Origin of the sequence: Mesorhizobium sp. M0189 (assembly GCF_040322135.1) — a bacterium.
Taxonomy (GTDB): Bacteria; Pseudomonadota; Alphaproteobacteria; order Rhizobiales; family Rhizobiaceae; genus Mesorhizobium.
Genome location: NZ_JAMYSW010000002.1, coordinates 540,774 through 566,906, shown reverse-complemented (window position 1 = coordinate 566,906; position 26,133 = coordinate 540,774). Strand labels below are relative to the sequence as shown.

General features: G+C 63.2%; 28 protein-coding genes and 2 pseudogenes. 11 read left to right on the top strand and 19 right to left on the bottom strand.

Going from position 1 to position 26,133, the window contains the following annotated elements:
* Nucleotides 1-2 precede the first annotated feature (2 nt).
* Nucleotides 3-668, bottom strand: coding sequence for a tetratricopeptide repeat protein (locus NKJ09_RS05625; protein ID WP_352484127.1), 666 nt, complete (start codon nt 666-668; stop codon nt 3-5).
* A gap of 202 nt (nt 669-870) precedes the next feature.
* Here NKJ09_RS05625 and NKJ09_RS05620 point away from each other — a divergent pair, with 202 nt between their 5' ends.
* A complete protein-coding gene (locus tag NKJ09_RS05620) occupies nt 871-1,857 on the top strand; it encodes a polysaccharide deacetylase family protein (protein ID WP_352496680.1) in 987 nt (328 codons plus the stop codon).
* 28 nt (nt 1,858-1,885) lie between these two features.
* Here NKJ09_RS05620 and sbmA read toward each other — a convergent pair whose 3' ends face one another.
* The 3 genes from sbmA to NKJ09_RS05605 form a co-directional block, all read right to left on the bottom strand.
* Nucleotides 1,886-3,163, bottom strand: a complete 1,278-nt coding sequence (sbmA, locus tag NKJ09_RS05615) for a peptide antibiotic transporter SbmA (RefSeq protein WP_352762436.1) — start codon at nt 3,161-3,163, stop codon at nt 1,886-1,888.
* Nucleotides 3,164-3,278: 115 nt separating this feature from the next.
* Nucleotides 3,279-4,433, bottom strand: coding sequence for a YbfB/YjiJ family MFS transporter (locus NKJ09_RS05610; RefSeq protein ID WP_352496675.1), 1,155 nt, complete (start codon nt 4,431-4,433; stop codon nt 3,279-3,281).
* 112 nt (nt 4,434-4,545) lie between these two features.
* A complete protein-coding gene (locus NKJ09_RS05605; RefSeq protein WP_352496674.1) occupies nt 4,546-4,755 on the bottom strand; it encodes a hypothetical protein in 210 nt (69 codons plus the stop codon).
* A 97-nt stretch (nt 4,756-4,852) separates the two neighbouring features.
* Between NKJ09_RS05605 and NKJ09_RS05600 the strand changes: the two genes are divergently transcribed.
* Nucleotides 4,853-5,767: a LysR substrate-binding domain-containing protein gene (locus NKJ09_RS05600; protein ID WP_352496673.1), complete on the top strand. Its 915-nt coding sequence runs from the start codon at nt 4,853-4,855 to the stop codon at nt 5,765-5,767.
* 15 nt (nt 5,768-5,782) lie between these two features.
* Here NKJ09_RS05600 and NKJ09_RS05595 read toward each other — a convergent pair.
* Nucleotides 5,783-7,136, bottom strand: a pseudogene (locus NKJ09_RS05595) (IS701 family transposase).
* 147 nt (nt 7,137-7,283) lie between these two features.
* On the opposite strand from NKJ09_RS05595, the gene NKJ09_RS05590 reads away from it, so the two are divergent.
* Both NKJ09_RS05590 and NKJ09_RS05585 read left to right on the top strand, forming a co-directional pair.
* Complete coding sequence (locus NKJ09_RS05590; protein WP_352762433.1) at nt 7,284-8,540, top strand: aminopeptidase; 1,257 nt, start codon at nt 7,284-7,286, stop codon at nt 8,538-8,540.
* A 57-nt stretch (nt 8,541-8,597) separates the two neighbouring features.
* Nucleotides 8,598-8,954 carry a DUF488 domain-containing protein gene (locus tag NKJ09_RS05585; RefSeq protein WP_023716841.1) on the top strand — a complete coding sequence of 119 codons (357 nt, stop codon included), beginning with the start codon at nt 8,598-8,600 and terminating at the stop codon, nt 8,952-8,954.
* A 191-nt stretch (nt 8,955-9,145) separates the two neighbouring features.
* Here NKJ09_RS05585 and NKJ09_RS05580 read toward each other — a convergent pair whose 3' ends face one another.
* Nucleotides 9,146-9,499, bottom strand: coding sequence for an ArsC family reductase (locus tag NKJ09_RS05580; RefSeq protein ID WP_352494015.1), 354 nt, complete (start codon nt 9,497-9,499; stop codon nt 9,146-9,148).
* A gap of 174 nt (nt 9,500-9,673) precedes the next feature.
* Between NKJ09_RS05580 and NKJ09_RS05575 the strand changes: the two genes are divergently transcribed.
* Both NKJ09_RS05575 and NKJ09_RS05570 read left to right on the top strand, forming a co-directional pair.
* Complete coding sequence (locus NKJ09_RS05575; RefSeq protein ID WP_031193345.1) at nt 9,674-10,024, top strand: ArsR/SmtB family transcription factor; 351 nt, start codon at nt 9,674-9,676, stop codon at nt 10,022-10,024.
* Nucleotides 10,025-10,026: 2 nt separating this feature from the next.
* Nucleotides 10,027-10,506, top strand: a complete 480-nt coding sequence (locus NKJ09_RS05570; RefSeq protein WP_023716838.1) for an SRPBCC family protein — start codon at nt 10,027-10,029, stop codon at nt 10,504-10,506.
* 17 nt (nt 10,507-10,523) lie between these two features.
* Here the strand turns inward: NKJ09_RS05570 and NKJ09_RS05565 are convergent, their stop codons facing one another.
* From NKJ09_RS05565 to NKJ09_RS05535, 7 genes are all read right to left on the bottom strand, one after another.
* On the bottom strand, nt 10,524-11,159 hold the full coding sequence (locus tag NKJ09_RS05565; protein ID WP_352484078.1) for a 2'-5' RNA ligase family protein: 636 nt from the start codon (nt 11,157-11,159) through the stop codon (nt 10,524-10,526).
* 221 nt (nt 11,160-11,380) lie between these two features.
* A complete protein-coding gene (locus NKJ09_RS05560; protein ID WP_023716836.1) occupies nt 11,381-12,466 on the bottom strand; it encodes an ABC transporter ATP-binding protein in 1,086 nt (361 codons plus the stop codon).
* A complete protein-coding gene (locus tag NKJ09_RS05555; RefSeq protein WP_023716835.1) occupies nt 12,456-13,064 on the bottom strand; it encodes a cupin domain-containing protein in 609 nt (202 codons plus the stop codon). The genes NKJ09_RS05560 and NKJ09_RS05555 overlap by 11 nt, the downstream gene beginning before the upstream one ends.
* A 59-nt stretch (nt 13,065-13,123) precedes the next feature.
* On the bottom strand, nt 13,124-14,194 hold the full coding sequence (locus NKJ09_RS05550; RefSeq protein WP_352484080.1) for an ABC transporter substrate-binding protein: 1,071 nt from the start codon (nt 14,192-14,194) through the stop codon (nt 13,124-13,126).
* Nucleotides 14,179-15,057, bottom strand: coding sequence for an ABC transporter permease (locus tag NKJ09_RS05545; protein ID WP_023716833.1), 879 nt, complete (start codon nt 15,055-15,057; stop codon nt 14,179-14,181). The genes NKJ09_RS05550 and NKJ09_RS05545 overlap by 16 nt, the downstream gene beginning before the upstream one ends.
* Nucleotides 15,054-15,941, bottom strand: a complete 888-nt coding sequence (locus NKJ09_RS05540) for an ABC transporter permease (protein WP_352484081.1) — start codon at nt 15,939-15,941, stop codon at nt 15,054-15,056. Before NKJ09_RS05540 ends, NKJ09_RS05545 begins: the two co-directional genes overlap by 4 nt.
* 84 nt (nt 15,942-16,025) lie before the next feature.
* Nucleotides 16,026-17,309 carry an NAD(P)/FAD-dependent oxidoreductase gene (locus tag NKJ09_RS05535; RefSeq protein ID WP_352494014.1) on the bottom strand — a complete coding sequence of 428 codons (1,284 nt, stop codon included), beginning with the start codon at nt 17,307-17,309 and terminating at the stop codon, nt 16,026-16,028.
* Between the two features lie 225 nt (nt 17,310-17,534).
* On the opposite strand from NKJ09_RS05535, the gene NKJ09_RS05530 reads away from it, so the two are divergent.
* Nucleotides 17,535-18,692, top strand: coding sequence for a fumarylacetoacetate hydrolase family protein (locus tag NKJ09_RS05530; RefSeq protein ID WP_023716830.1), 1,158 nt, complete (start codon nt 17,535-17,537; stop codon nt 18,690-18,692).
* A gap of 45 nt (nt 18,693-18,737) precedes the next feature.
* Here the strand turns inward: NKJ09_RS05530 and NKJ09_RS05525 are convergent, their stop codons facing one another.
* Nucleotides 18,738-19,172, bottom strand: a complete 435-nt coding sequence (locus NKJ09_RS05525; RefSeq protein WP_352494013.1) for a substrate-binding domain-containing protein — start codon at nt 19,170-19,172, stop codon at nt 18,738-18,740.
* Nucleotides 19,173-19,257: 85 nt separating this feature from the next.
* A pseudogene (locus NKJ09_RS05520) lies at nt 19,258-19,794 on the bottom strand (LacI family DNA-binding transcriptional regulator); the annotation flags it as partial.
* Here NKJ09_RS05520 and NKJ09_RS05515 point away from each other — a divergent pair.
* Nucleotides 19,793-20,086: an AMP-binding enzyme gene (locus NKJ09_RS05515; protein ID WP_352494032.1), complete on the top strand. Its 294-nt coding sequence runs from the start codon at nt 19,793-19,795 to the stop codon at nt 20,084-20,086. The pseudogene NKJ09_RS05520 and the gene NKJ09_RS05515 overlap by 2 nt on opposite strands.
* Before the next feature lie 6 nt (nt 20,087-20,092).
* Here NKJ09_RS05515 and NKJ09_RS05510 read toward each other — a convergent pair whose 3' ends face one another.
* The 4 genes from NKJ09_RS05510 to NKJ09_RS05495 form a co-directional block, all read right to left on the bottom strand.
* Nucleotides 20,093-21,301 carry a CaiB/BaiF CoA transferase family protein gene (locus tag NKJ09_RS05510; protein ID WP_352484086.1) on the bottom strand — a complete coding sequence of 403 codons (1,209 nt, stop codon included), beginning with the start codon at nt 21,299-21,301 and terminating at the stop codon, nt 20,093-20,095.
* A complete protein-coding gene (locus NKJ09_RS05505) occupies nt 21,301-21,792 on the bottom strand; it encodes a MaoC family dehydratase (RefSeq protein ID WP_352494012.1) in 492 nt (163 codons plus the stop codon). The genes NKJ09_RS05510 and NKJ09_RS05505 overlap by 1 nt, the downstream gene beginning before the upstream one ends.
* A gap of 1 nt (nt 21,793) precedes the next feature.
* Nucleotides 21,794-22,030, bottom strand: coding sequence for a biotin/lipoyl-containing protein (locus tag NKJ09_RS05500; RefSeq protein WP_023716824.1), 237 nt, complete (start codon nt 22,028-22,030; stop codon nt 21,794-21,796).
* 172 nt (nt 22,031-22,202) lie between these two features.
* A complete protein-coding gene (locus NKJ09_RS05495; RefSeq protein WP_352494011.1) occupies nt 22,203-23,390 on the bottom strand; it encodes an ABC transporter ATP-binding protein in 1,188 nt (395 codons plus the stop codon).
* 247 nt (nt 23,391-23,637) lie between these two features.
* On the opposite strand from NKJ09_RS05495, the gene NKJ09_RS05490 reads away from it, so the two are divergent.
* From NKJ09_RS05490 to NKJ09_RS05480, 3 genes are read left to right on the top strand one after another with little or no spacing between them, the layout of a single operon-like run.
* A complete protein-coding gene (locus NKJ09_RS05490) occupies nt 23,638-24,771 on the top strand; it encodes an enolase C-terminal domain-like protein (RefSeq protein ID WP_352494010.1) in 1,134 nt (377 codons plus the stop codon).
* Between the two features lie 39 nt (nt 24,772-24,810).
* Complete coding sequence (locus NKJ09_RS05485; RefSeq protein ID WP_352494009.1) at nt 24,811-25,608, top strand: SDR family NAD(P)-dependent oxidoreductase; 798 nt, start codon at nt 24,811-24,813, stop codon at nt 25,606-25,608.
* A gap of 18 nt (nt 25,609-25,626) precedes the next feature.
* Nucleotides 25,627-26,100 carry a VOC family protein gene (locus NKJ09_RS05480; RefSeq protein WP_352494008.1) on the top strand — a complete coding sequence of 158 codons (474 nt, stop codon included), beginning with the start codon at nt 25,627-25,629 and terminating at the stop codon, nt 26,098-26,100.
* The last annotated feature ends 33 nt before the right edge of the window (nt 26,101-26,133 follow it).

The window sequence follows — 26,133 nt, the reverse complement described above, 5'->3', positions numbered from 1 at the left end:
TGTTACGATACACCGCCCGAGCCGCGGATCAGCTCCGACATCAACGTCGCCCGCTCGCGCGTGTTGCGCGGGGCGCCGTCATCGGCGGCGATCTGGTCGAACAGCTTCAATGCATCCGCCGCCTTGCCTTCCTTCCAGGCGGCAAGGCCAAGTGCTTCGCGCGCCGTATGGCGCAGCGTGTTGGTGTCGGCGGTAAGCGCCTCGACGCGGCTGGAGACATCGGCGAAAGAGCCATGGTCGACCAGAAGCAGCGCTGCCCTGAGGCGCGCCATGTCGCGAATGCCGGAGGGAATCTTGGTGTCGGCGGCGACCTCGTCGAAATCCTTGACGGCGGCATCGACGTCGCCCTTGTCCGCCTTGACGGTTGCCGCACGCATGCGGGCGAGCAGCGGATAGGCGCCGTAGCCGTCCTTCTCCAGCCCCTCCAGCGCGGCAAGCGCCTCGTCGTTCTTGCCGTCATTGGCGAGCTTGAGCGCCTGCGAAAAAGCATCGCCCGAGCGGTTGGCGCGGGTCTCGTCCCAATAGCGGTAGCCGACGACGGCAGCAGTGCCGAGCACCACCAGCACGGCCAGCACGAGCAAGGCGGGACCGAAACGGTCCCACAGCGCATGCGCCTGATCGCGACGAATCTCTTCGTTGACTTCGCGGATAAAACTGTCGTCCGACATGATCAAAACCATTCATGCCCCGGGCGGGGCGGTTGATGAGCCCGCGTTTTAGCGAAATTTTGCCGGCATGGAAGGGGTTCGGCAGGAAAATCGCCTATTCACGAGGCAGTCGCCGCCAACGGCGGCCGACAGGTCGATCGTACCCGTGCCATATTTCACCGGTAGGCGTCGCTTCTACATTCCTTGACCCGGTCAGATGCCTTTGCCCCGTTTGTCCCGCGTTGTTGCGTTTTCCGCATTTGCTGCCAGCGCGGCTTTTGCCGACCCGCCGGCGCCGCCGGCAAAACCGAAGCAGATCGTCATCATCTCATTCGACAGCGCCCGCGACATTTCGCAGTGGCAGCGCAGCCGGGCGCTGGCCGCGCGCACGGGTGCGCATTTCACCTATTTTGTCTCCTGCGTGTTCCTGCTGTCGCCCGAGACACGCAAGGAATACACCGCACCCGGCAAGACAGAAGGCAAATCGAATATCGGCTTTGCCGCCTCCAAACAGGAAGTTGCCGAGCGGCTCGAGCAGATCAACCTTGCGGCCTCGGAAGGCCACGACATCGGCAGCCATGGCTGCGGCCATTTCGACGGCAAGGACTGGAGCAAGGCCGACTGGCTGAGCGAATTTGGCGCCTTCAGGCATGTTCTCGAAAACGCCTATTCGATCAACGGCATTGCTGCTGAACCGAAGGGCTGGCGCGATTTCGCCCGCAAATCGGTGGTCGGGTTTCGCGCGCCTTATCTGTCGGCAAACAAGGCGCTTTACGAGGCGCTGCCCGCGGCCGGTTTCCTGCTCGACGCAAGCGGCGTTTCGCGCGGGCCGGTCGAGCCGCCGACCGTCAACGGCATCACGCGCTTTTCGCTGCCGCAGATCCCGGAAGGGCCGAGCTCAAGGCGGGTGATCGCCATGGACTACAATCTCTATGTCAGACATTCCGGCGGCTTCGAGCGGCCGAGCATGGCAGAAGAGTTCGCTGACCGGACCTATCACGCGTTCCGCGCCGCCTTCGATGCGCAATACCAGGGCAAGCGCATTCCGCTTGAGCTCGGCTTCCATTTCACGCTGATGAATGACGGCGCCTACTGGAACGCGCTGGAAGGCTTTGCCGGCGAGGTCTGCGTCAAAGCGGACGTCGAGTGCATCAGCTTTCGCGATTATGTTTCGCGGCGAGGCGAAAGGCAGGCGGCGGTGGGCGGCTGAGCCGCAAGTGATCGCCGCCCGATACTTTTTAGCTTACCGGCTGATCCTCAGGGCGCAAGCCGGCTTGCTCACGTTCGAGATAACGCTGGTCGATTTCGGGCAGTGGCTCGCCCTCGAGCGTCGCCTCGAAGGCGCGCAGGCGCTTGTAGATCGAGATCAGTTCCACGACCGTCGGCCAGGCATTGACCAGATACTGAAATGAAGATCGGACCTGCTCAAAGGAGTTGAGAATCTGGTTCAGAGCGCCGAGCTTGATCTTTCCCGCGACCATCGTAGGAACAAGAACAATATATGGAAATATATTGTCGATCTGTAGATAGAATATTCTAGCGACGTTAAAATATAAGTAGTGGAAATATTTACGAAAATAGATGCTTCTTACGCTTCTAAAAAGGTCAGCGACAGTTGGCGGTTGGGCGCGATCTGCATCGTCCTCACCATAGACCAATTCTTTGCGGTAGGCTGCCTCGACGCGTTGGGTGCGGAATTCGAGACCCGGCAGTTTGATTCCTACCGCAGCTAAGAAAGTAGTTCCGAAGGCCGACCAAAGGATTGCTACAAGGACCAGGGAGTAAGGCACCGTGCCGACAATCGGCAGTTCCGTGACGTTTTCAGAGAGATGCAGCAGCACGGGAAGGAACGCTATCAGTGTCATGATGGACCCGACTAAGCTTACGCCCAGATCCTCCATCGTGCTGGAGAAGCGCATCGTGTCTTCTTGAACACGCTGGGACGCACCTTCGATGCGCCTCAATCTTTCCCAGTTGGTCATGTAGTATTCGTTCATTGCGGTGCGCCAACGAAATATCCAATGACTTACAAAAAACCGGTTGAGGGCGCCAACGGTCACAGCCAGAAGCGCAATCCACATGATTGTCAGCAGTTGGATATAGAAGTCCCACGGCGTCGTAGAGTACGGTGTGCCTAAAGCCTTCTGAATAAGATCGTAGAAAGGGCCATACCAGTCATTGAAGGCGACATTTACCTGCACCTGGTAATAGATCACAAAGAGAATCAGTGAGGTGCCAAGGATCGACCAATTCCGCCATGGATGAGGTCGGTACCAGGCCCAAAAGCCGTAGAAGATGAGGACGACAGCCGCAAAATATATATAGAACCAGAGAAATGGCTTCGACCAAAAGAGCGACACGCCAATGATCTTGTCGACGCCGGCGGCCATCGGGGGCAGTCCAAACACTGCTCCAAGTTGCTCTCCTCCAAAAAACCAAAACAGAACGGCCGCGAGGCTCCAGACGGCGACCGAACTGAAGAACAGCTTCGGCTGCGGAAAAAACGATACGAACACTGTGGCGAAATCCTCGGTCGATGCGCAAATCAGCGGGGTTCAGCGGGCATAAAGTCACACATTAGTGGGAAAGAAAATGCCTGTGCCCGATGCCCGCAACCGAGCAAGACCATAATCATGGCGATTTTGGCGCAGCCGACCAGGCGATCGTACCGGAAGCGAGCAGGACGGCGGCGGCCACGATCGAGGCAAGGAAAAAGTTACCGGAGGCCTGCGCAAGCAGCCCGGCGACGATCGGGCCGATGATCTGGCCAAGGCCGAAGGCGGCCGTCATTACCGCCAGCATCCGGCGTGGTGCTTGCGGAGCAAGCTGCCTGCCGGCCTGCAGGCCAAGCGCGGTGATGGCGATGAAGGTGCCGCCGACAAGAAGGCCGCCGAGCAGCGGCCCGGTGCGCCCGCCCATGGCGACGCTGGCGCTGACGCCGACCACCTCGACCAGGCACCCCAGCGCGTATGTGGCATAGAGCCCGATCCTGGCCGTAAGCTTCTGCCACAGCCAGACCGAGGGGAAACCGGCAAGGCCGGTGACCATCCAGACCACCGCCTCGAAGACGCGGCCGCCGCCGCCCTGGCGGACGATGGCGACCAGGAACGTTGCCGTGACGATGTAGCCGAAGCCGAACAGGCCGTAGGCGACGATGATCTTCACCAGCGACCGGTCTTTCGGCAGTGCCGGCTCGCTCCCGGTGGTGCTGTTCGCGGCCGAGGTGCCGCCGGCCAGCAAGGCGACGGCGGCAAAGCCGCAGGCTGAAATCACCGCCGACCACAGCCAGCCCGCAGCCCAGCCGGCATGTTCGGTGACGAGGACTGCCAACAGCGCCGAAGACGCCGCGATGCCGAGGCCGACTCCGCCGAAATACAGCGCCTGCAGGTCGTTTCGCCCGGCTGCGGCGAGATGACCAAAAACGATGCTGGTCATGAAGACCAATACGAAGGCGCTGGCGAGGCCGGCAAGAAAGCGGATGAGGAGAAAGACGGGCATCGTGCCGGTCAGGCCCATCAGGCCGGCGAGGATCGCAGTGGCGGCGAGGCCGGCCAGCATCAGCTGGCGCTCGCGGCCTTGCGCCCAGCCGCCGGTGGCGGCAAGCGCGCCGACGAGGTAGCCGAGATAATTGGCCGATGCGATCCAGCCGGCATCGGCCGGCGACAGGCCGAGCTCTTCCATCATTCCGGGCAGGATCGGCGTATAGACGAAGCGGCCGATGCCCATGGCGACGGCCAGGGCGATCATGCCGGCGATTGCCAGACGCAAGGGCGAAGCGATGTTCATCGCGGTGCACCATAGGTGCGCCTGCCAGTGAGACAATCCGCCTTTTATTGGGCCAGAAGTGTTCGCGGCCGCGTCGGCGGCTGGCTCGCCTGAAGTGCCAGCAAGTCCTTGTTTAGCCGCAGCAGGTCCTTGGCGGGGCCGTCTCAAAGTGAGTACGACCCGCAGTCAGCCTGAACGGCATGTCGGCTAGTTCGCGCTCCGACATGGTGTCGAGCACCGGATGCGACAGCGGATCGGTCACCCAGTTGGTGGCCTCGCTGTCATGCCGGTGTGGCTGCATTCCGATTGGGGAAAAGGCGCCGAGCCATGATAAAATCTTCATCGGATTTGCCTCCTCACTCTGAGTAACCCACCTAAAATCCGGCATTCGGCAGCGCCTGGCAATTGAGATTTAAGCCGTACGAGTTTAGAAAAACTGTATGGCTATGCTGAACCGTGTCCATCTCAACGGCTTGCGCGCCGTCGAAGCCGTCGCCCGCCTGGGCTCGCTCGCGGCGGCGGCCGGCGAGCTCAACGTCTCGGTCAGCGCCGTCAGCCAGCAGATCAACCGGACCGAAAAGCAGCTCGGCCGGGCGCTGTTCGAACGAACGCCAGCTGGCCTGGTGGCGACGGAATTCGGCACCGTCTTTACCGCGCGGCTCAGCGCAGGCTTCCGCGAGCTCGCACAGGCGGTAGCGCTTGCCGATGAAAGCTCGGAGTGCACGCTGGTGGTTTCGGTGGCGCCGGCTTTCGCCTCGAAATGGCTGCTGCCGCGGCTGTCGCGGCATTTCGCCCGCCATCCGAACGTGCTCCTGCGCATCGATGCCTCGGTGCGGCTTGCCGATCTCGATCGCTCGGACATCGACGTCGCCATCCGGCTCGGCGACGGCAAATGGCCGGGCGGGCGGGCAGAATTGCTGCTGGCGCAGGAGGTGTTTCCGGTCTGTGCACCGGTGATCGCCAGCAAGCTGAAATCGATCGAGGACCTTGCTTTGACCTGTGCGATCACCGACGAAAGATCGATGATCAGCTGGGGGAGCTGGTTCGAAGCGGCGGGGGTGGAGCCGGTCACCTTCATGAAGGGCGCGCGCTTCACCGATCCGATGCTGTGCCTGGAATCGGCGATTGCCGGTCACGGCGTCATGCTCGGCTGGCAGTTGCTGGCCGCCGACGCACTGGCCGACGGCCGGCTCGTCGCGCCGTTCGGCGTACGCGCGCAGAGCGGCCTCGGCTATTGGCTGGTGACTTCGGCCAGCAAGGGCGAAAGCCGCAAGGTCAGGGATTTCAAGACCTGGATGCGCGAAGAGATCGAGGCGACGATGGCGCAGTTCAGATCGCTCGAGAGGGCCAGCTAGCACTTTGGCAGATTTTTAGCGGAGATGGTTCTGCGGCAGTGGGGACAACGGATTGGGGGCGGCTGCGCGAGCGCGGTGAGGATGGCTTGCCTGACGGCGGGTAGGCTCGGTTGGGGCGGCGGGCCGAGGATTCTTTTTTCCCCCTCCCGCTTGTTTGAGGCGGCGAGATTGCAGGAAGGCGTAGGCGATCATCGTCATCAGCGCGTGCCGGTGCAGGCCCGTCCATGAGCGCCCCTCGAAGTGGTCGAGGCCAAGTTCCTCCTTGAGCTGCTGATGCGCCTGTTCGCAGACCCAGCGCGCCTTGATGGCGCCTGCGATCTGCTTGAGCGGGGTGTCGGCGGGCAAGTTGGAGAGGTAGTATTTGCGCTCGCCGGTCGAGCGGTGCTCGCCGATCACCCAGACCTCCTCGCCAGGCAGATGCTGAGCGCCCATGTCGCGGATGCGCTGGGGTGGGCCATCTGCAACCCGGACACGGACAGCGGCGAAGCGGGCCGAGAGGCGGCCTTTGGTGCCACGCCGCCAACTGACCGTCCGCCATTGGGCTTTTTCCAGCATCGCCTGCGCGGCCATCGACTTCACATCGGGGATATGCCGGCGGCGCGGGCGGCCGTGTCCGGCAACGGGGAAGATCATCGCCACGTCGGCGGCATAGACCTTCTGCTTGAACGGGATACCGACGGCCCAGGTAAGGCCGCGCTCGGTGAGCGCCTGCCGGAAGGGGGCGCTCAAGCCATATCCGGCATCGGCGAGCACGCAGCCAAAGCGTAAGCCGGCTGCGCGAGCCCGGTCGATCTCGGCCAGCGCGATTTCGGGCTTGGTCCTGTAGGCACGATGGTCCTCGGGCACACCGGCACGGTCGAGCCGGGCGGGATCGGAAGTCCAGCTCTCGGGCAGAAACAGTCGCAGCCCCACCATGACCGGCACTTCGCCAGAGGCCAGCGTCAGCGACACCAGCGTCTGGCAGTTGGCGTTCTTGCCAAGTGCCGAGGCATATTGCGGCGCGACGCCGACCGAGTGGCGCCCCTTCTTGGGGAGCGCGGTGTCGTCCACGATCAGCCACGCATCGTTCCCGCCAACTTGTCTGTCGGCCTCCGCGAGCAGCACCTTCTCCAGCGGCGCAGCATCCCACACGCCGCTCGCGATGAAGTGGTGCAGCTGGTCATAGTTGACGCCTGCGTCGCGCGCAGCCATCGGTTGGACGCTCTTGCGATCCCCAAGGCCAATCAGCCCAGCAATATAGGCCGGACACATCCGCGCACGCGTCTTGTGCCTCAACGCCGAGACGAACGGCTCAAGCCACCGCTCCAGATCGAGTTGCCAATCCCTGTTCATGGCCGGCCCCTCCAACAGCCGACCTCTCATGAATCACGCAAAACCGCTCTTGGGAATCCTCGAAACGCTCCCGGAACTAAAAATCTGCCAAAGTAGTGCTAGGGCTGCCGGCGTCATCAGAGTGGAAAGGTCGGTAGCGCCGGTCTATGTAAGACACAGTCCCCCAATCACGGCAGGCAGGATCATGACCACACATTCGCGCGGCGTTTCCGCAACCATCGACCCGGTAAAGCTCGACAGGCTGGCGGAGGTCGCCGTCAAGGTCGGGCTGCAATTGCAGCCGGGGCAGGATCTGGTGCTGACCTCGTCTATCGCCGCGCTGCCTCTGACGCGGCGGATCGTCGAGCACGCCTACAAGGCAGGTGCGGGCCTGGTGACGCCGATCTTCAACGATGACGAGATCACGCTGGCGCGCTTCCGCTACGGCGCCGACGCCGGCTTCGACCGCGCCGCCGGCTGGCTCTTTGAAGGCATGGCAAAAGCCTTCGCCAATAATGCGGCGAGGCTTGCCGTGCGCGGCGAGGATCCGTCGCTGCTTTCTTCTCAGGACCCGGCAAAGGTGGCGCGTGCCAACAAGGCGAATTCGATGGCCTACCAGCCGGCGCTGGAGAAGATCACCGGCTTCGACATCAACTGGAACATCGTGGCTTATCCCGATCAGGCCTGGGCCAAACAAGTGTTTCCGGACGACGCCGAAGACGTCGCCGTGGCCAAGCTCGCCGACGCCATCTTTGCCGCCTCGCGGGTGGACGTCGAAGACCCGATCGGCAACTGGACGGCGCACAATGCGGCGCTGAAGAGCCGCACCGAATGGCTGAACGGCCACAATTTCCACGCGCTGCATTTCACCGGCCCCGGCACTGACCTGACCGTCGGGCTGGCCGATGGCCACGAGTGGATGGGCGGCGCCTCGACCGCCAAGAACGGCATCACCTGCAACCCCAACATCCCGACCGAAGAGGTTTTCACCACGCCGCATGCAAGGCGCGTCGAAGGCCATGTCACCAGCACCAAGCCGCTGTCCTATCAGGGTACCCTGATCGACGGCATTGCGGTGCGTTTCGAGGCGGGCCGCATCGTCGAGGCCAAGGCCACGAAGGGCGAGAATGTGCTGCAAAAGGTGCTGGATACCGACGAGGGCTCGCGCCGTCTCGGCGAGGTGGCGCTGGTGCCGCATTCCTCGCCGATCGCCAAGAGCGGGCTCTTGTTTTTCAACACGCTGTTCGACGAGAACGCCGCCTGCCACATCGCGCTCGGCCAGTGCTACTCGAAGTGCTTCGTCGATGGCGCCTCGCTCAGCCAGGACGCGATCGCGGCGCGCGGCGGCAACAAGAGTTTCATCCACATCGACTGGATGATCGGCTCGGACAAGATCGACATAGACGGCATCCACAAGGACGGCAGCCGCGTGCCGGTGATGCGCAAGGGCGAGTGGGTTTAGGCCCGGGATCGCTAAGCGAAGGCCAGCAAGCATCGGCGCCTGCTGGCCCATGCGGAGTTGGCAATGGAGCTCGCGGTCAAGCGCATCTATGAGCCGCCGGCGCCCGATGACGGGCAGCGGGTGCTCGTCGATCGCATATGGCCGCGCGGCATCGCCAAGCAGGACGCGGCGCTGACGGCCTGGCTAAAGGACATCGCGCCAAGCGACGCGTTGCGCAAATGGTTCGGCCATGAGCCGGCGCGCTGGGCGGAGTTCCAGCGGCGATACCGCGATGAGCTCGAACGGAACGGCGAGGCGGTGGCGGAACTGCGCGCCTTGCTCCGTGAAGGCAAGGTGACGCTGCTCTACGGCGCCCATGACGAGGCGCACAACAATGCGGTGGCACTGGCTAGCTATTTGCGTGAGAACAATTAGTCACGCCGGCGGGACAGCACCCCTCTCTGTCCTGCCGGACATCTCCCCCTCAAGGGGGGAGATTGGCAGCTTCGCCGAAAGCGCCCTTCTTTGGAGACTAGCGAAAGCCGAAGTGACATCCAATCTCCCCACTAGAGAGGGAGATGTCCGGCAGGACAGAGGGGGGCGCGACGGATCGCGGCGGGTCGGTCCTACTTCCTACGGATCGCCGCTTGATAAACATCAGGCTTGAAGCCAACCAGGATGCGATCGCCAAGTTCCAGCACCGGTCGCTTTATCATCGTCGGTTTGGCCAGCATCAGCGCCTTGGCCTTCTTTTCATCTAGACCCATCCTGTCTTCGTCCGACAGTTCGCGAAACGTCGTGCTCGCCTTGTTGAGCAGGATTTCCCAGCCGACCTTGCCTGACCAGCCGTTCAGCCGATCCGCGTCAAGCCCGTCTGCCCTGTAATCGTGAAAGCGATAGGCAACATCATGGCTCGCCAGCCAGGAACGCGCCTTCTTGACCGTATCGCAATTGGTGATGCCGTACATGGTGATCGTCAAAACGCTTCCTCGGATCGGTCGAATCTGATGGCACCCTAAAACCGTGCCTCTCACTTTTCCAGCTGCCTTGCCAGGCATCCGTGATTTTTGCGCTTGCCAATAGTAAGGAATTTTCCTAACTATTTTCCCGAGCTAATTTTGGTCACGCGGAATGGCCGAGGCAAGGAAATGACCATGACGAGCCTGCAGACCGAAAGCCCCCCACCGATCGACGGCATTTTCCGTGCGCTCGCCGATCCGACCCGGCGGCGCGTGGTCGAGCGGCTGAACCGAAGCCCCGCCTCGGTCAGCGAGCTTGCCCAGCCGTTCGAGATGGCCCTGCCATCCTTCATCGAGCATCTCAGGGTTTTGGAAGGCTGCGGGCTGGTGCGTTCGGAGAAGGCCGGCCGCGTCAGGACCTACCGGCTTGCGCCGGAGCCGCTGAAGCTCGCGGAAAGCTGGCTGGCCGAGCAGCGTGAGCTGTGGGAGCGCCGTCTCGACCAGTTCGACGACTACGTGCTGAAACTCAAGGAGACAGACAGATGAATATGGTCGCGTTTTTTCAACCCGATCCGAAGCTCGACCTCGTGCTCGAACGGACGATCGAGGCGCCACGAGAACTGCTGTGGACGGCCTTGACGAAGCCCGAGCATGTCCGCCAATGGTTCACGCCGAAGCCGTGGATCATCACCGATTGCGAGATCGACCTGCGGCCCGGCGGTCTGTTCCGCACCCGCATGCAGTCGCCCGACGGCAAGGAGGTCAACGACAGGCGTTGCTGCTACCTCGAGATCGTCCAGAACGAGCGGCTGGTGTGGACCGATGCGCTGCTGCCCGGCTACCGGCCGTCAGGCGACCCATTCATCACAGCCGTCATATCGCTGCAATCGCAGGGCGAGGCGACGCGCTACACCGCGACCGCTATCCACCGCGACGAAGCCACGCGCAACAGCCACGAGGAGATGGGCTTTTACGACGGCTGGGGCACGGTGGCGGATCAGTTGGCGGGCTACGTCAAGACGATCTGAGGGGACCCTGGCTTGGCTCACATTGCGGCCACGGAATCGTCGTGGCCGTTCAACCGCCAGCGCCCGAGCTCTTCGTACCGGCCTTGCCGGATCAGACTGCGGATGAGCACAAAGTCACGTACGGTCCAGCTGATGGGTTCGATCGCCCGTTCTCGAACCCTTTGAACCCGCAATTTGTCACGAAGCAATGTAACATGAGGTTCAAAGGAGCTCCCCACAAAGGGCTTCAGCGGGCTGTCGGCGATCAGGGCGGTAAGATTGCGCCAGAACGCTTGCAGCGGCGGGACGCCGTCGCTGCCACGCAGCACCAACGCACCGCCGCCGAAAGCCGACAACCGATCGAACGACACCTCAAACGGTTTCGCCTGGACCATCGAGGCGACGTGGCGGGCGATTTTGACCAATTCCTCCGGCAGTCCATCATAGTCGCCGAGCCCAATAAGCGAGATGTGCAGGCGTTCCGCCGGAAACACTTGCCCTCGCAATCCCGATTCTCGCCGCCAGACGGCGGCCCGGCGTGCAAGCGGCACGGCGATCGTACTTTCAAGAAGAATGGCGAAGAACAGCCGGTCATTCCAGCGCCGATCCAGCTCCTGCCAGTTGAACACGGCTTGGCCGTTTTCGGTGATCCTGAATGCGGGCAGCTCATTCATGTTCATTGCTCCTCTCAAAGCCATTCCCGCCCAGCCAAGCAGAATAGAACAAAAAGGGAACAAATCAAACGAAAATGATACGAGCGCCGGTACTGGCAGCACCAACGCTCGCAACCACATTTCGGTCGGCCGTATGTTGATGGCTCAGGCGCCGTCGCCGATGATGCCCTTGATCTCGAGGAAATCGTGGATCGCCCGGTCGGCGTATTCGCGGCCGTTGCCTAGCTGGACAGCATAGGGCAGTTGGCGCCACGGCGCAGGCTGATATGCGCCACGTCGCCGACGCTGAATTGAAAACCCTCCGCCCGGCGCGGCGCGTCGATCACCACCTGTGTCCCCTGCCCCAGCTCCGCATGAAGGCGCAAGGTGCGGCCGTGGAAGACGATGCTGTTCACCCGCACCGGTACAGTGCCGGCCGCCGCTTCGGTCGTCGCCAAAAAATCCTCTGGACGCACGCCGATGGTGCGCACCGTGCCCTCGCCAGGCAGTTCGCCCGTCTCCGAAACCGCTTCCAGCGGCAGGGCGCCGGCGGCGAACCGCAAGCGCTCGCCGTCACGACCGACGAAGCGCGACTGCAGAAGGTTCATCGTGCCGATGAAGCTGGCAACGAATTTGGTGGCGGGCCGGTCGTAGAGGGTCGCCGGCGGCGCAATCTGCTCGATGCGGCCTTTGTTCATGACGACGATGCGATCAGAGATCGACAGCGCCTCGGTCTGGTCGTGCGTGACCATGACGAAAGTGGTGCCGAGGCGCGACTGCAGTCGCTTCAATTCGACCTGCATCTGTTCGCGCAGATGCGCATCGAGCGCCGATAACGGCTCGTCGAGCAGCAGCACGCGCGGTTCGCAGACGATGGCGCGGGCAAGCGCGACGCGCTGGCGCTGGCCACCCGACAATTCGGACACGCGGGCGCCGAGCTTTTCAGCAAGGCCGACCATGTCGAGCGCTGCGCCGACGCGCTTTGCCTGTTCGGCACCGGAGAGCTTGCGCAGCGACAAGCCGAAGCCGACATTTTCGGCGACGTTCATGTGCGGGAACAGCGCGTAGTCCTGGAATACGGTATTGACCGGACGGTCGAAGGGCCTGAGCGCACTGATGTCGCGGCCTTCGAGCAGAACCTTGCCGCTCGACGGGCTTTCGAAGCCGGCGATGACCCGCAGGCTGGTGGTCTTGCCGCAGCCGGATGGTCCGAGCAGGGTCAGGAACTCGCCGCGCGAAATATCGAGATCGACGGCATCGAGCCCGACGATGCTGCCGGGGAATATCTTGGAGACCTTGTCCAGCCGGACGAGTGGATCAGGTGCCATCGCGAACCTCGGACGGCTTGGTCGTGTTGACCCACAGGATCTGGCAGCGCTCGCTGCCCGGATTGCGGAAAGCATGCAGCAAGGTGCTCTTGAAGGCGAAGCTGTCGCCGGCCTTCAGGCCGTATCTGGTCGAATCGACCACCAGCTCGACCTCGCCCGAAAGGACGAACCCGAATTCATGGCCGGCATGGGCGTAGGCTTCGGCGGTGCCGCCACCGGCCTCCACCGTCACCAGCATGCCGGTCAGCGCAGCAGCCGGCGGCGACAGCAGCGACTTGGCGATGCCTTCCGACTTGACCGGGATCTGACGCCGGCTGTTGGCGCGCACACAATAAAGATCGTTGCCGGCGTCGTTGCCGTCGGCGATCAGCGCGGACGGCTCGATGTCGAGGGCGGCGGCGAGCGGCCAGATCACTCGGACCCGCAATGACGACATGCCGCGCTCGATCTGGCTCAGCGCTCCGATCGAGACGCCGGCTTTGGCTGCAAGTTCGGCCAGCGAGAGATTACGCTCCAGCCTGAGCGCCCGCACGCGCCGGCCGACCCTGACGTCGGCGTCGTCCTTCGGCTTCTCAGCCGCTTCGTCCAGCATGTCCATCCATTCGTCCTTTTTGCCAACGCTTTCCCTTCCCCTTGCGGGAGAAGGAAGAAGCAGGCTCAGCCGCCCGCCTTGACCTTCTCGAACATCTTGGCGAGTTCATCATTCTGTTTCATCGGCCCGGTGAAGATGGTGGTCTTCAACATCACTTCCGGATCGGAGGGCAGCTGCAATTTCTCCAACTCCTCCTTCGGCACGGCAGCGAAAGCCGAGCTGGTCGAGCTGCCATAGCCATAGGCCTGGATCAGGTATTTGCCCGAGTCCGTTTCCAGCCGGCTGTTGATGAAGTCATAGGCGAGGTCGACGTTCTTGGCGTCCTTGAGCATGACGAAACCGCAAGCCCAGGTAAGCATGCCTTCCTTCGGCTTCATGAACTCGACAGGCACGCCTTGCTTCTTCAGCGACGTGGCCGAGGCATTCCAGGTCATGGCGGCGACCAGCTGGCCGCTGGCCAGCGCCTGTTCGACCGATGTCATGTCTGTGGTGTAGTTTGAGAGCAGCGGGCGCTGCTCGCGCAGTTTCTCCGCAACCTTGTCCATCTGTTCCGCCGTCATGTCGAATGGATTGACGCCGGCAAGAAGGGCCGCCACCACCGGAGTGTCGTGGACGGCATCGATGGTCGCCATGCGCCCGGCATATTGCTTGTCCCAGAGCAGGTTCCAGCTCGCTTCCGGGTTCTTCACCAGATCGGTGCGGTAGAGAATCGAGGTGTTGCCCCAGTCCCACGGCACCATCCAGACCTTGCCGTCGCCGGCCTGCAGGTCGGGCAGGTTCTTGAAGACCGGGAAGATCGAATCCCAGTTCTTGATGCGCTTGGTGTCGATCGGCTGCAGCAGGCCTTCCTTGTTCCAGCGCGCCACCTTGTCATAGCATGGGTGCGCGACATCGGGGCGGAAGCCGGCCTTGACCTTGGTGAAAGCGTCATCGTCGTCGCCGAACATCGAGGCTTCGACACCATCCGGGTGCGCGGCGAGGAAGCTCTTGTTGAAGTCGGGCAGCTCATAGCCCGACCAGGTGAAATATTGCAGCTTGTCGCCGGCAAAAGCGACAGTCGACGCAAGCGCCAGCGCGAAGGCGGCCAGTCCGGTTTTCGCTGTCTTTGTCGTTATCGATTTCAGGTCGAATGCCATTGCAGTTCTCCTCTTTCGGTTTCTTCTGGTTTTGACAGGCTGGCGGTCGCTGGCCGCTGAGCGGCGGCAAGCCCGCGATGGCGCAGGATTTCGGCGAGTGCGGCGGTGACGAAGGACACGGCCAAGATCGCCGTGCCCAGCGCCATGACGGTCGGCAGCGATTTCGGGAAGCGCAGCTGGCTCCAGATATAAAGCGGCAGCGTCGGCTCGGTACCGGCAAGGAAGAAGGCGACGATGAACTCGTCGAACGAGGTCAGGAAGGCCAGCATGAACGCCGAGATAATGGCGGGCAGGCTGAGTGGCAGCATCACCCGCCTGAAGGTCGTCCAGTCGGAGGCGCCGAGGTCGAGCGCTGCCTCACGGATGGTCTTCGGGATGGCGGCGAAGCGGCTGCGCATGACCACCACCGTCGCCGGCAGCGCCACCAATATGTGGCCGAGCACAATGGCAATGCGCGACGGCCCAAAGCCGGCGAGGTTGACGAGGATGAGCAGCGATATGCCGACGATGACGCCTGGGATCAGGATCGGCAGCCGCGCTATGGCACTGATGGTGGCGGCCAGCGGCGAGCGTCCGTAGAGGTCCATATAGGACACCGTGATGCCACAGAGCGTGGCGCCGGTGGCGGCAATGGCGCCGATGACGAGGCTGTTGGCGAGCGCACCGGACAGCGCCGAATTGCCTAACAGCGTGCCGTACCATTCAAGCGTAAAGCCTTGCAGGGGAAATGCCGCCTGGACGGAATTGTTGAAGGAAAACAGCGGGATCAGCAATATCGGCAAATACAGGAACACCAGATAGGCAAGGACATAGGCACCGAGCCAGCCGCCGCCCTGCCTTGCATCGATACGCGCTGTGTTCATGTGCGGCTGCGGTATCGGCGGTCGGCGAAGCGCACCACCAGCACCACGGCGAGAATGACAAGCATGACGGCGACGGCGAGTGCGGCGCCGAACGGCCAGTCATTGGCCTTGCCGAACTCGGCCTGGATCAGTGTGCCGATCATCGTGCTGGCAGGGCCGCCGACCAGCGCCGGGGTGACGTAGTCGCCGACGGTCGGCACAAAAACGACGAGGGCCGCAGCCAGCACGCCGGGCATCGAATTGGGCAGCACGACGCGGCGGAAGCTGGTGAACGGTTTTGCGCCGAGATCGGAAGCGGCTTCGAGCAGCGATTTCGGGATCGTGTCCAGCGCCACGTAGATGGGCAGGATAGCGAATGGCGCATAAGCGTGGGCGAGCGTGACGACGACTGCTGCCGGCGTATTCAAGAACGCCAATGTCGGCTCCGACCAGATGCCGCTTTCAATCAGCGCCGAGTTCAGCACGCCATTATAGGCAAGCACGATCTTCCAGGCGAAGACGCGCAGGAGATAGCTGGTCCAGAACGGCAGGGTCAGCAGGAACAGCAGCAGCCCACGCCGCCGCCCGGCATGGAAAGCCAGATAATAGGCGACGGGATAGGCGGTGACGACGGTTGCGAGCGTGACCAGGCCGGCGATGCCCAGCGAGCGCAGCGTCACCGTCCAGTACAGTGGATCGGTGGCCACAGTGACGAAATTCGCAAGGGTAAAACCAGCCCCCAGCAGCGAGCCGTCATTGCCGCGGAAGGCAAGGAAGAACACCAAGCCAAGGGCGAAAAGGATCAGCAGAAAGGTGACCAGCCCGCCGGGCAGCAGCATAGCGAAACGGAAGCCTGGCGAAGACCGGGTTTCCGGCAGCGGCTGCGTTGCGGCAATGGTCGACATTGACTGTCCGTCGAAATTTGAAATCGACTAAGCTTTTTTCATATTGGTGAAACTGTCAAGCTGTTTCACGCTTGGGAATGAAAGTCAGCGTTCGAACGCGTCCAGCATCCGGTACCAGGCGATGGTCGCGGCAACGCCGACCTGCCGAAACGCGTGAAAAGGGATCGGCCGGATCGGCGATATCGGGAACGGCAATTGCCTGGTGTCGCCGCTCGACAGATAGGAGGCGATGCGCTCGCCAAGCGCGGTCATCAGGCCGATGCCGCGGCCCTGGCAGCCGACGACCGCCAGCAGACCCTTCTCTGGCTCGTGGATATGCGGGAGATGGTCCGGCGTCATTGCCACCCGGCCGAACCACCGCTTTTCAATGGCAATGTCTGACAGCGCCGGATAAAGCCGCAGCAGCGCGCGTTCAAGATGCGCCCAGTCGGCCGGGCCGTTCGGCAAAGCCATGCGGCCGCGCCCGCCGAGCACCAGCCGGCCGTCGGCACTCTTGCGGTAATAGACGAGGATGCGGCGCGAATCCGAAACCGGCTGCCCTTCCGGCAGGATCGCCGCAGCGAGATTGGACGATAGCGGCGCTGTCGCGATCTGGAAGGAATGCAGCGGAACGATCGTCTCGGCGAGGCCGGGAAGCAGGCCGCCGGTATAGGCGTTGGTCGCCAGAACGACCGCCTTGGCCTTCAGTTCGGCGCCGCTTTCCGCCGAAACGTGCCAAATGCCAGCACCCTTGCTGATCTGCATCACGTTCTGGCGTTCGGCGATCTTCACGCCCGCCGCGGCAGCGACGCGCGCCAGTTCCGACGTGTAGGCGAGCGGATCGATGACACCGGCGCGGCGATCGAGCCAGCCGCCGAGATAGCCTTGCGCGCCGGTCATCGTCGCAATCTCCGTCGCGCTCAGCAGCCGGACATCGGCGCCGCGGGCGCGCCACTGCCGATCCCGGTTTGCCGCCGCTTTTAGCGCGGTACCGGTATGCGCCGCCTGGATCCAGCCATTACGGACGAACGGCACCGCCAGTCCTTCGTCGCGGATCAATTCGAAGACGGTGTCAGCGGTCGAGGCGGCAAAGTTGACGAGCGCTTCGCCGCGCTCCAGACCAAAATGCTCCAGCAGCCAGTCCGGATCGTATTTCAGGCAGGGAATGACCTGACCGCCGTTCAGGCCGGATGCGCCATTGCCGATTTCGCCGGCGTCCAGCACCTGGACGGCAAGACCGAGCCGGGCGGCGTGCAAGGCCGTCGACAGCCCCATGATGCCGCCGCCGACGATGACGACATCGACGCGTCGGCCGGCTGGAAAAAGCGACTGGAACGCGGTTGCTGTCCGCGGCTTTTGCCAGATTGGATCGGAAAACCGTAAGCGCAAGCGTCACCTGGAGATTTCAGTAAGTGAAAACCCTAGCGACGGTTTCATTATTTTGAAAGAGCGTTTTCCATGGCCATGGGCGCACGTCAGGCTCGATCAAGGTCCAGCGATGCGAAGACCGCTGGAAAGAATTGACAAAGCTCACCCTGGAAGCGGGATAGACGTTTGGCGGGAATTTGTTGAAAGTGCCGCGGCCAAAGGACAAGACAACAGGAAACGCAAGTCATGACGAACGCCACACATTTGCCCGCCGAGGGCCTCTTCGTAGGCCGCGCCCGGACGAGCGATGCTTCCCATCCGCTGGTGGTCACGGTGCGCGACGGCACGGTCTTCGACATCACGTCAAATGTGGCACCGACCGTACGCGACATTTGCGAATTGCCGGATCCGGCAGGACACGTCCGCTCGGCCAAGGGGCGGCCGATCGGCCCGCTCGAAGCCATTGCCGCCAACAGTTTCGAGACAGCGCGCGATCCGGGAACGCCGTACCTGCTGTCCCCCGTCGACCTGCAGGCGATCAAGGCGTCTGGCGTTACCTTTGTCGTCAGCCTGCTCGAGCGCGTCATCGAGGAACAGGCGCGCGGCTCGGCGGAGAAGGCCGACGCCATTCGAGCCGACATCGCCGGGCTGATCGGCCACGATCTGTCGAAGCTCAAACCCGGCTCGCCGGAAGCGATGGAGATCAAGGCCAAGCTGATCGCGCGCGGCGCCTGGTCGCAATATCTGGAAGTCGGCATCGGGCCCGATGCCGAGATCTTCACCAAATGCCAGCCGATGGCCTCGGTCGGCTTCGGCGCCGATGTTGGCCTGCATCCGGTTTCGACATGGAACAATCCGGAGCCGGAGATCGCCATGATTGCCGCCAGCAGCGGCAGGATTGTCGGGGCGACGATCGGCAACGACGTCAATCTGCGCGACGTCGAGGGACGCTCGGCGCTCCTGCTCGGCAAAGCCAAGGACAACAACGCTTCGGCAGCACTTGGCCCCTTTATCCGGCTGTTCGACGAGACATTTTCCATCGGCGACGTGAAGAAGGCGGTCGTACGGCTGAAGGTCGAGGGCGAGGACGGGTTCTCGCTGGAGGGCGCCAGTTCGATGGCCGAGATCAGCCGTTCGCCGGAAGAGTTGGTCGCCGCCGCGATGGGGCCGCACCACCAGTACCCGGACGGGCTCGCGCTCTATCTCGGCACGATGTTCGTGCCGTCGAAGGATCGCGGCGAAAAAGGCAAGGGTTTTACCCACAAGGTCGGCGACATCGTCACCATCTCGTCGGAGAAGTTCGGCGCCTTGGTCAACCGCGTGCGGCTGTCACCCGACTGCCCGCACTGGACCTATGGCGCCAGCCATCTGATGCGCGACCTCGCCAGAGCCGACCTGATCTGAATAGAGAACGATCCAATTCGGCAGTAACCAGGCCGTGAACCGCCTCTATTTCGGGACGGGCAAGCAGGAGCCGCCGAGGATCAGATGGGTCGGAAAGGCGATGCGTTGCGCCGGCCGCTCGCTCTGGCGGCCGAGCCGCTCCAGCAGAAGCTGTGCTGCGGTGCGGCCGATCTCCTCGACGGCCCGGTCGATGAGCGTGATCGGGCCGGGATAAAGCAGCGCGACGTCCGACCTGTCGCAGCCGATCAGCGAGATATCGCCCGGGACCGAAACGCCTTGCTGCTGGATGGCGCGCAGCACGCCGACCAGAATGCGGTTGCCGGCGGCGATGATGGCGGTTGGACGCTCCTTCATCTGGAACAGGGCGGTGGCCTCGCGGAAACCGAAGTCCACCGAGAGGCTTTGCGAGCGGATCAGGTCCTGCGGCACCGGCAGGCCGCTGCGCTGGAACGCCTCGACGAAGCCGCGCACCCCGTTCACGGCCCGGCCTGATGTCGCTGCCGGCCGTGATGATGGCAATGCGACGGTGCCCGAGTTCGATCAGATAGCTTGTCGCCTGCCGTAACCCGGCGGCGTGCTCGGTCAGCACCGCGTCGATCTCGAGCGGAATGTCGCGATCGAGCAGTACTGATGGAATCCGCAACTCCTTCAAGCGCTTGATGGTGCGCGCATCCTGTTCGTTGTTGATGGTCATGATCATGCCGTCGGCCCGCCCATGCTGCAGCATGTCGATCGCCGCCGCCTCCTCGGTGGCGCGGCCGTTGGTGCTCATCAGGTAAAGCGAATAGCCGCGCTGGCGCATTTCCGCGTCCACCGCCTTGAAGCAACTGGCATGCCAGGGATTGGCAATGTCGTCGATGACGAAACCAACCGTCATGGTGTTTCGACGGCGCATGTTCTGGGCGCGCGAATCGGGCTGGAAGCCGAGCGACTGGATTGCCGCGCGTACCTTCCCCAACGTCTCCGGCCTGACAGTCTCAGGCGCGTTCAAGCTCCGCGAAACGGTTCCGACGGACACGCCGGAAACGCGCGCCACGTCGCGTATTGTCGCCGCCAGAATCCGGGTTTTCCATGTCGCGAAACTGAAAATCGAACGCGACATGATGAATGCTGGCGACTTCCGCGTCTCGCCGCTGGAAGTCGAGGCAGCGCTTGCGCCCTGCCCCGGCGTCGCCGAGATCGCCGTTGCCGAACACCGGGTGCGCGACGATGTCTCGGTCATCGCGGCCTATGTCGTGCGCAAGGCAGGCGTCAGCGTCAGCGCCGAAGATATCGTCGCCCTGGCGGGGCAAAGGCTCGCCGCCTACAAACGGCCGAAACAGGTGTTCTTCGTGCCGAGCCTGCCGCGCAGCGCCAACGGCAAATTGCTGCGCCGAAATCTCGCGCCGGACTGAAGTGGTTCAGGTCTTCTGCGTCGGCTTCTTTGCGGCTCCCCGACCCCCAGCGAAGCGGGCGAGCACCGCCTCGGTATCGGCGTCGAACGGACGGCCCTGATGACGCAGGCGGCCGGGTGTCTTCGACATGCCGGCAACGACATTCTGCATCACCACGCCGTCCACTTCGGCGATCATACCGCGGGCGCGGAAATGCTCGTCGTCAAAGATGTCCCTCATGTCGAGGACCTTGGCGATTGCCGCATCGACGCGGCGGAACTCGCGCAGCACCTCCTCGGATGGCCGGCCGGCGACCCAGGCGGCGACATAGGCCTCCAATGCCTCGCGGTTCTGGCTGCGGGCCTGGAAGCCGGCAAAGCGGGGATCGTCACCGTGACCGATCAAGGCCAGGACGCGGCGGGCGACGGAATCGGACGAGCTCGAAATCGCCACCCACACGCCATCGGCGCAGCGATAGGTGCCGCGCGGGACGGTGTAGGGGATGCCGGAGCCGAGCCGCGGCTGCAGATAGCCGAGATGGGCATAGGCGGACGGTAACGGCCCCATGATCTGGAACATCGAGTTGAGCAGATTGACGTCGACTGTCTGGCCTTCGCCTGTCCGCTCGGCATGACGCAGCGCCGCCAGCGCCGCAAAGGCGCCGACAAGGGCGGTGACTTCGTCGGTCATGGCGATCGGCGGCAGCAGCGGCGGGCCCCCGGCCTCGCCGAGGAGCCCGGAAAACCCACTCATCGCCTCGGCAATCGTGGCGAAGCCCGGATGCATGGCATAGGGACCATCCTGGCCGAAACCGGTGATGCGCAGGATCACCAGCCTGGGATTGCGGCGCAGCAGTTCGTCCGGCGCAAAACCCAGCGCCTCGAGCTTGCCCGGCCGCATGTTCTCGATCAGTACGTTGGCGTCGAGCAGCAGCGACCAGAGATTTTCCTTGCCGGTATCGGTCTTGAGGTCGAGCGCAATGACCTGCTTGTTTCGGTTGACCAGTTTCCAGAAATAGGAATCCGTTTCCCCCGGACCGGTCCACCCCATGCGGCGGGTCGGATCGCCACCCGGCCCCTCGACCTTGATGACCTCCGCGCCGAAATCAGCAAGATAACGGCCGGCACCCGGCCCGGCTACGACGGTGGCCAGCTCGATGACGCGGACGCCGTCGAGCGGCCCCGACGCTTCGGCCTTCGGCACGGTCTTGGTCGCTGGCGGAGCCGGCTTGTCCATCACGCGTCCTTCCCGGGGCGCAGCGGCAGCAGGACCGAGCGCGTGAATGTGCAGACTTTGAGCCGGTCCTGGTTGAACCCATCCGTGCGAACGGTCAAAACCCCCTCGCCCTGCCTGGAGGCGGATGGACGCTGCGCCAGTATTTCGGTCTCGCCATAGAGCGTATCGCCATGGAACAACGGAGCGAGATGGCGCAGCTCGCTGAGGCCGAGATTGGCGACCGCGCGTCCGGAAATATCGGGTACGCTCATGCCGAGAAGCAGCGAGTAGACATAGGTGCCGACGACGACATTGCGGCCTTGCGCCATTTCGGTCACGGCGAAATGGCGGTCAATGTGGAGCGGGCTGGCCGCCATGGTCAGCAGGCAAAAAAGGTGGTCATCGGCCTCGGTAACGGTCTTGCCCGGCCAGTGCTTGAACACGTCGCCGATCTCGTAGTCGTCGAGATACGAGCCAAACCTTTCGTCGCGGGCCGAATGAACCCTCGGCATGTCAGACCTCGAGCACCAGGGTCGGGGCGCCGGTCCTCACGTCATCGCCGACAGCGATCAATATCTCGATGACGGTTCCGGCGAAGGGTGCGGGAACTTCGACCTGGGTTTTGTCGGTCTCCACCGTGAAGAGGGTTTGCCCCTCGGTGATCTTGGCACCGATGCTGGCCTGGATTTCGCTGATGACGACTTCATCGACGGCATCGCCGACCTTGGGCATCTTGAGTGTGGAACGCATCGTCAGTTCTCCGTCTGCAAGGCGAGGGTTGAAGGAAGTCCGCCGGCTGGCAGCCAGGCTTCGCGGCGGATGGGCGCTTGAAAACACCCACTTCTTCGTTGCCAGACGACAAGACCCCCGCCAAGATCGAGCGCAAAGACTTCGGTGAAATTCGAGGCGGCACGCGTTCTCATCACAGCGCCTTGCCCGTGGTGCCGTCGAAGAGATGCGCGCGGCTACCATCGATGACGAGTTCCAGCATCGTGTCGCGGCGCGGCACCTTGTCGGCGCTGACGCGAAGCACGATCAGGCGGGCATCCCGGCGCACCAGCTCGGCCGGATCGGCGGGAGTGCCGATCGAATAATCATCAGCGGTGCGGATGACGACCTGGGGATTGGCTGGAGCCACCGCGATGAAGGATTCAGGTTCGAGCTGTTCGACCAGCTCGACACGGCCGGCCAGACAGCTTGCTGCCCCCCCGCTGGCCGAAGCTTCGCCTGCAGGCCGCCATGACAGGTGCTCCGGCCGGAGGCCGACCAGCAATGTTCTGCCGGCCGGGAGGTCGTGGGCATCCGACTTCGGTGTCACAACCAGCCGACCGTCGCCGATGGACACGACCATCTTGCCGCGCCCGGCATCGACTACAGTTGCCTCAAGGAAATTCATCGCCGGGCTGCCGATGAAACCGGCAACGAAAATGTTGGACGGCGCGTGATAGAGCGCGTGCGGCGTGTCGTACTGCTGCAGCGCGCCGCGCGAAAAGACGGCGACGCGGCTGCCGAGCGTCATCGCTTCGACCTGGTCGTGGGTGACATGGATTGTGGTGACGCCGAGCCGCACATGCAGGCGGCTGAGCTCGGCGCGTAGCTGGACGCGCAATTTCGCGTCAAGATTGGAGAGCGGCTCGTCGAGCAAAAAGGCCTCCGGATCGCGCACAATGGCGCGGCCCATGGCGACACGCTGCCGCTGGCCGCCGGAGAGCTCGCGCGGCTTACGCTCAAGCAGATCGGCGAGGTCGAGAATTCGCGCCGCTTCGCTGACGCGGCGGTCGATCTCGGCCTTGGCAAATTTACGCAACTGCAGCGCGAAGGCGATGTTCTCGCGCACCGTCATTTGCGGATAGAGCGCATAGTTCTGGAAGACCATGGCAATGTCGCGATCGCGCGGCGACACCTCGTTCATCACCTTGCCATTGATGCTGATCTTGCCGGTGGTGATGGATTCCAGCCCAGCGATCATGCGCAACAATGTCGACTTGCCGCAGCCGGACGGGCCGACGAAGACGACGAACTCGCCGTCCTCGACCTCAAGGTCGACGCCATGGATCGCCGAAACGGCGCCATAGAGCTTGCCGACCTTCTGCAGGCTGATCGATCCCATCAACACCCCTTCCCTGCGCACCGGCCTGCAAGCAGCCAGGCGCGGGCGATGCAGGAGCGCATTTCGCACCGTTGGCGACTGCCGACAAAAGCGGTCCCGCACCAGAAATTGTGGCGCGAGACTAGGCAATTCGAGAATCTATGTCAATCGTTTGACCACACCAGATCAATCGGTTGACCAAACCGCCTCGCGGGGCTATGGTTGCTCCGCTTTCCCGGGTCGGCCGGGGTCCTTGGGAGGGGATGGAATGCCTGGTCCTTCAACTATCGTCGATATCAGCGTCGCCGCCATACAGGGCCAATTGCCGGCGCCGGTGATCTTTGGCGACTGGGTGATGAAGCAAAGGGAATTCGTCGTAGTGCGGCTGCGCACGCAGTCCGGCCATGAGGGCTGGTCGTTCACGCTGACGCGGGATGGCGCCTGCGCCGAGCAGATCCGCAAGAGCATCGCCCCAGTTTATATCGGTACCGACGTTGGCGACCGCGTAAAGACCTTCAAGACAGCCAAGGGGCGCAGCTACGGTTCGCACAGCGCCGGTGTCGGCTTGCGCGCGCTGTCGCAGGTCGACCTCGCCGCATGGGACGCGGCAGCAAAGATAGCCGACAAGTCGATCGCCGAGTTCCTCGGCGGAACAACCGCGCCAATGCCGGCAACCGCGATCGTCGGCTACCCGCCGGCGCTGATGAACCCGCAGCAGATCGGCGAGCAGGTGAAAGGGCTCTATGCCGCGGGCTGGCGCCGGTTCAAGGCGCCAATGGGCGTCACGCTGGATGAATCCGAAGCGCGGCTGCGCGCCGCGCGCAGGAACGCGCCGGACGCCTGGCTCGGCACCGATCTGGTCTGGATGTTCTCGGACGTCGACGCGGCTGCCGCCTATGCCAACCGCCTCGCCGATCTCAATATGGGCTGCATCGAAGACATCTTCCCGCCGGGAAACGCCAGGAAGCTCGCCGAACTGCGCAAACGCGTGCCGATGCCGATCTGGCAAGGCGACGAACAGGGCGGCTCCTACTATCCCGAAGCGCTAATCATGGCCGGCTCCGTCGACCGCGTGCGCGTCGACCTGACCTGCATGGGTGGGATTACCGGCGGCCGCGCCATCATCGACGAGTGCCTTGCCGCGGGCGTCGATTTCGGTCCGCACATGTTCGCGCATGTGCACAGCCAGGTGTTCAGCGCCTGGGGCTTTTCCGACAAGCCGGTCGAATGGGGCGTGCCGTGGAGCGGCGTCGACCCCTATGCGGACAGCCTGGTGCAACCCGAAATCATCAAGGGCGGGCTGATGAAGCCGCTTCCTGCCAAACCTGGCTTCGGCGACATGATCAACCGGGAATGGGCGCTGAGCCAACCGCACCAGGATCCCGACCACATTCTCGACTGACCAAAGCCGCCGTGGAGCGGCCTAGACACGGGCATAGCGATGACCGACGACCAGACCGTTCCCGCCAATTATGCAGCGGGCCTCTTCGACCTCTCCGGCCGCGTCGCCGTCGTCACCGGCGGCGGCAGCGGGCTGGGTGCCGCGATCGCGATCGGCTACGCGCAATTGGGCGTCACCGTCATCGTTGCCGACATCAACATGGCCGGCGCCGAAGCGACGCGCGCAACGATCGCCGAACAGGGTGGCAAAGCCGAGGTCGCCAGCCTCGATGTCACCAAGCGCGACCAGTGCTTCGCCTTGGCCGAGGCGGTCAAGCGCGGTCACGGCCATGTCGACATACTGGTCAACAGCGCCGGCTCGGCCTTCCGCAGCCCGGCCGAGGAGTTCCCCGAGGACAAATTCAACTTCATCCTCGACCTCAACCTGAAGGGCACGTATTTCTGCTGCCAGGCCTTTGGCGGAGTGATGCTCGGCCAGAACAAGGGCTCGATCATCAACATCGCCTCGATCGGCTCGTTCAAAGCCTATCCCTGGGCGAGCGCCTATCTCGCGTCGAAGGGCGGCGTCCTGCAGGTCACCCGCGCACTGGCGCTCGAGTGGCGCGACCGCGGCGTCAGGGTCAACGGCATCGGGCCGACACTGATGGAATCGCCGCTGACCAGGGCGGCGGGAGCGACAAGCTCGATCACCGCCGATTTCATCAAGGCGCGTATGCCGCGGCCGCGACTCGGCTTGCCGCGCGAACTGATCGGCACGGCGGTGTTCCTCGCCAGCGACGCCTCGGAACTGGTCACCGGCCATGTCGTCATGTGCGACGACGGCTATCTGAACGCCTGACCAAGGAGCGCAGACGGAATGGCCAGGATCACGAAAGCCCATCACACCGGCTTCACCGTGCGCTCGCTCGACCGCTCGATCGCGTTCTATCGCGACGTGCTCGGATTCGAGCTGGCGTTCCAATGGAACCCGCGTGCGCCCTATATCGGCGAATTGGTCGGCTATCCAGAAGTCGACCTGCACAGCGCCATCCTGCGCCTGCCCGGTACCGACGTCTGCCTCGAGCTTCTGGAATACCGCAATGTCGAGCAGATTCCCGTCGACATGCATAACGGCAATGTCGGCAATGGCCACATCGCCTTCAACGTCGATGACCTCATATCGTTCTACGAAAAACTGACGGCGATAGGCGTCAGATCCGTGTCGCCGCCGGTGACACCGACGATCGGGCCGAACAAGGGCGGCAAGGCGGTTTACCTGATCGACCCGGACGGCTTCCGCGTCGAGCTCATCGAAAGTGCCCAAGCCTTCGGCAGCTACAAACCGGAATGACGCCAGTGCCGATAAAAACGTTTCCAAATCTTT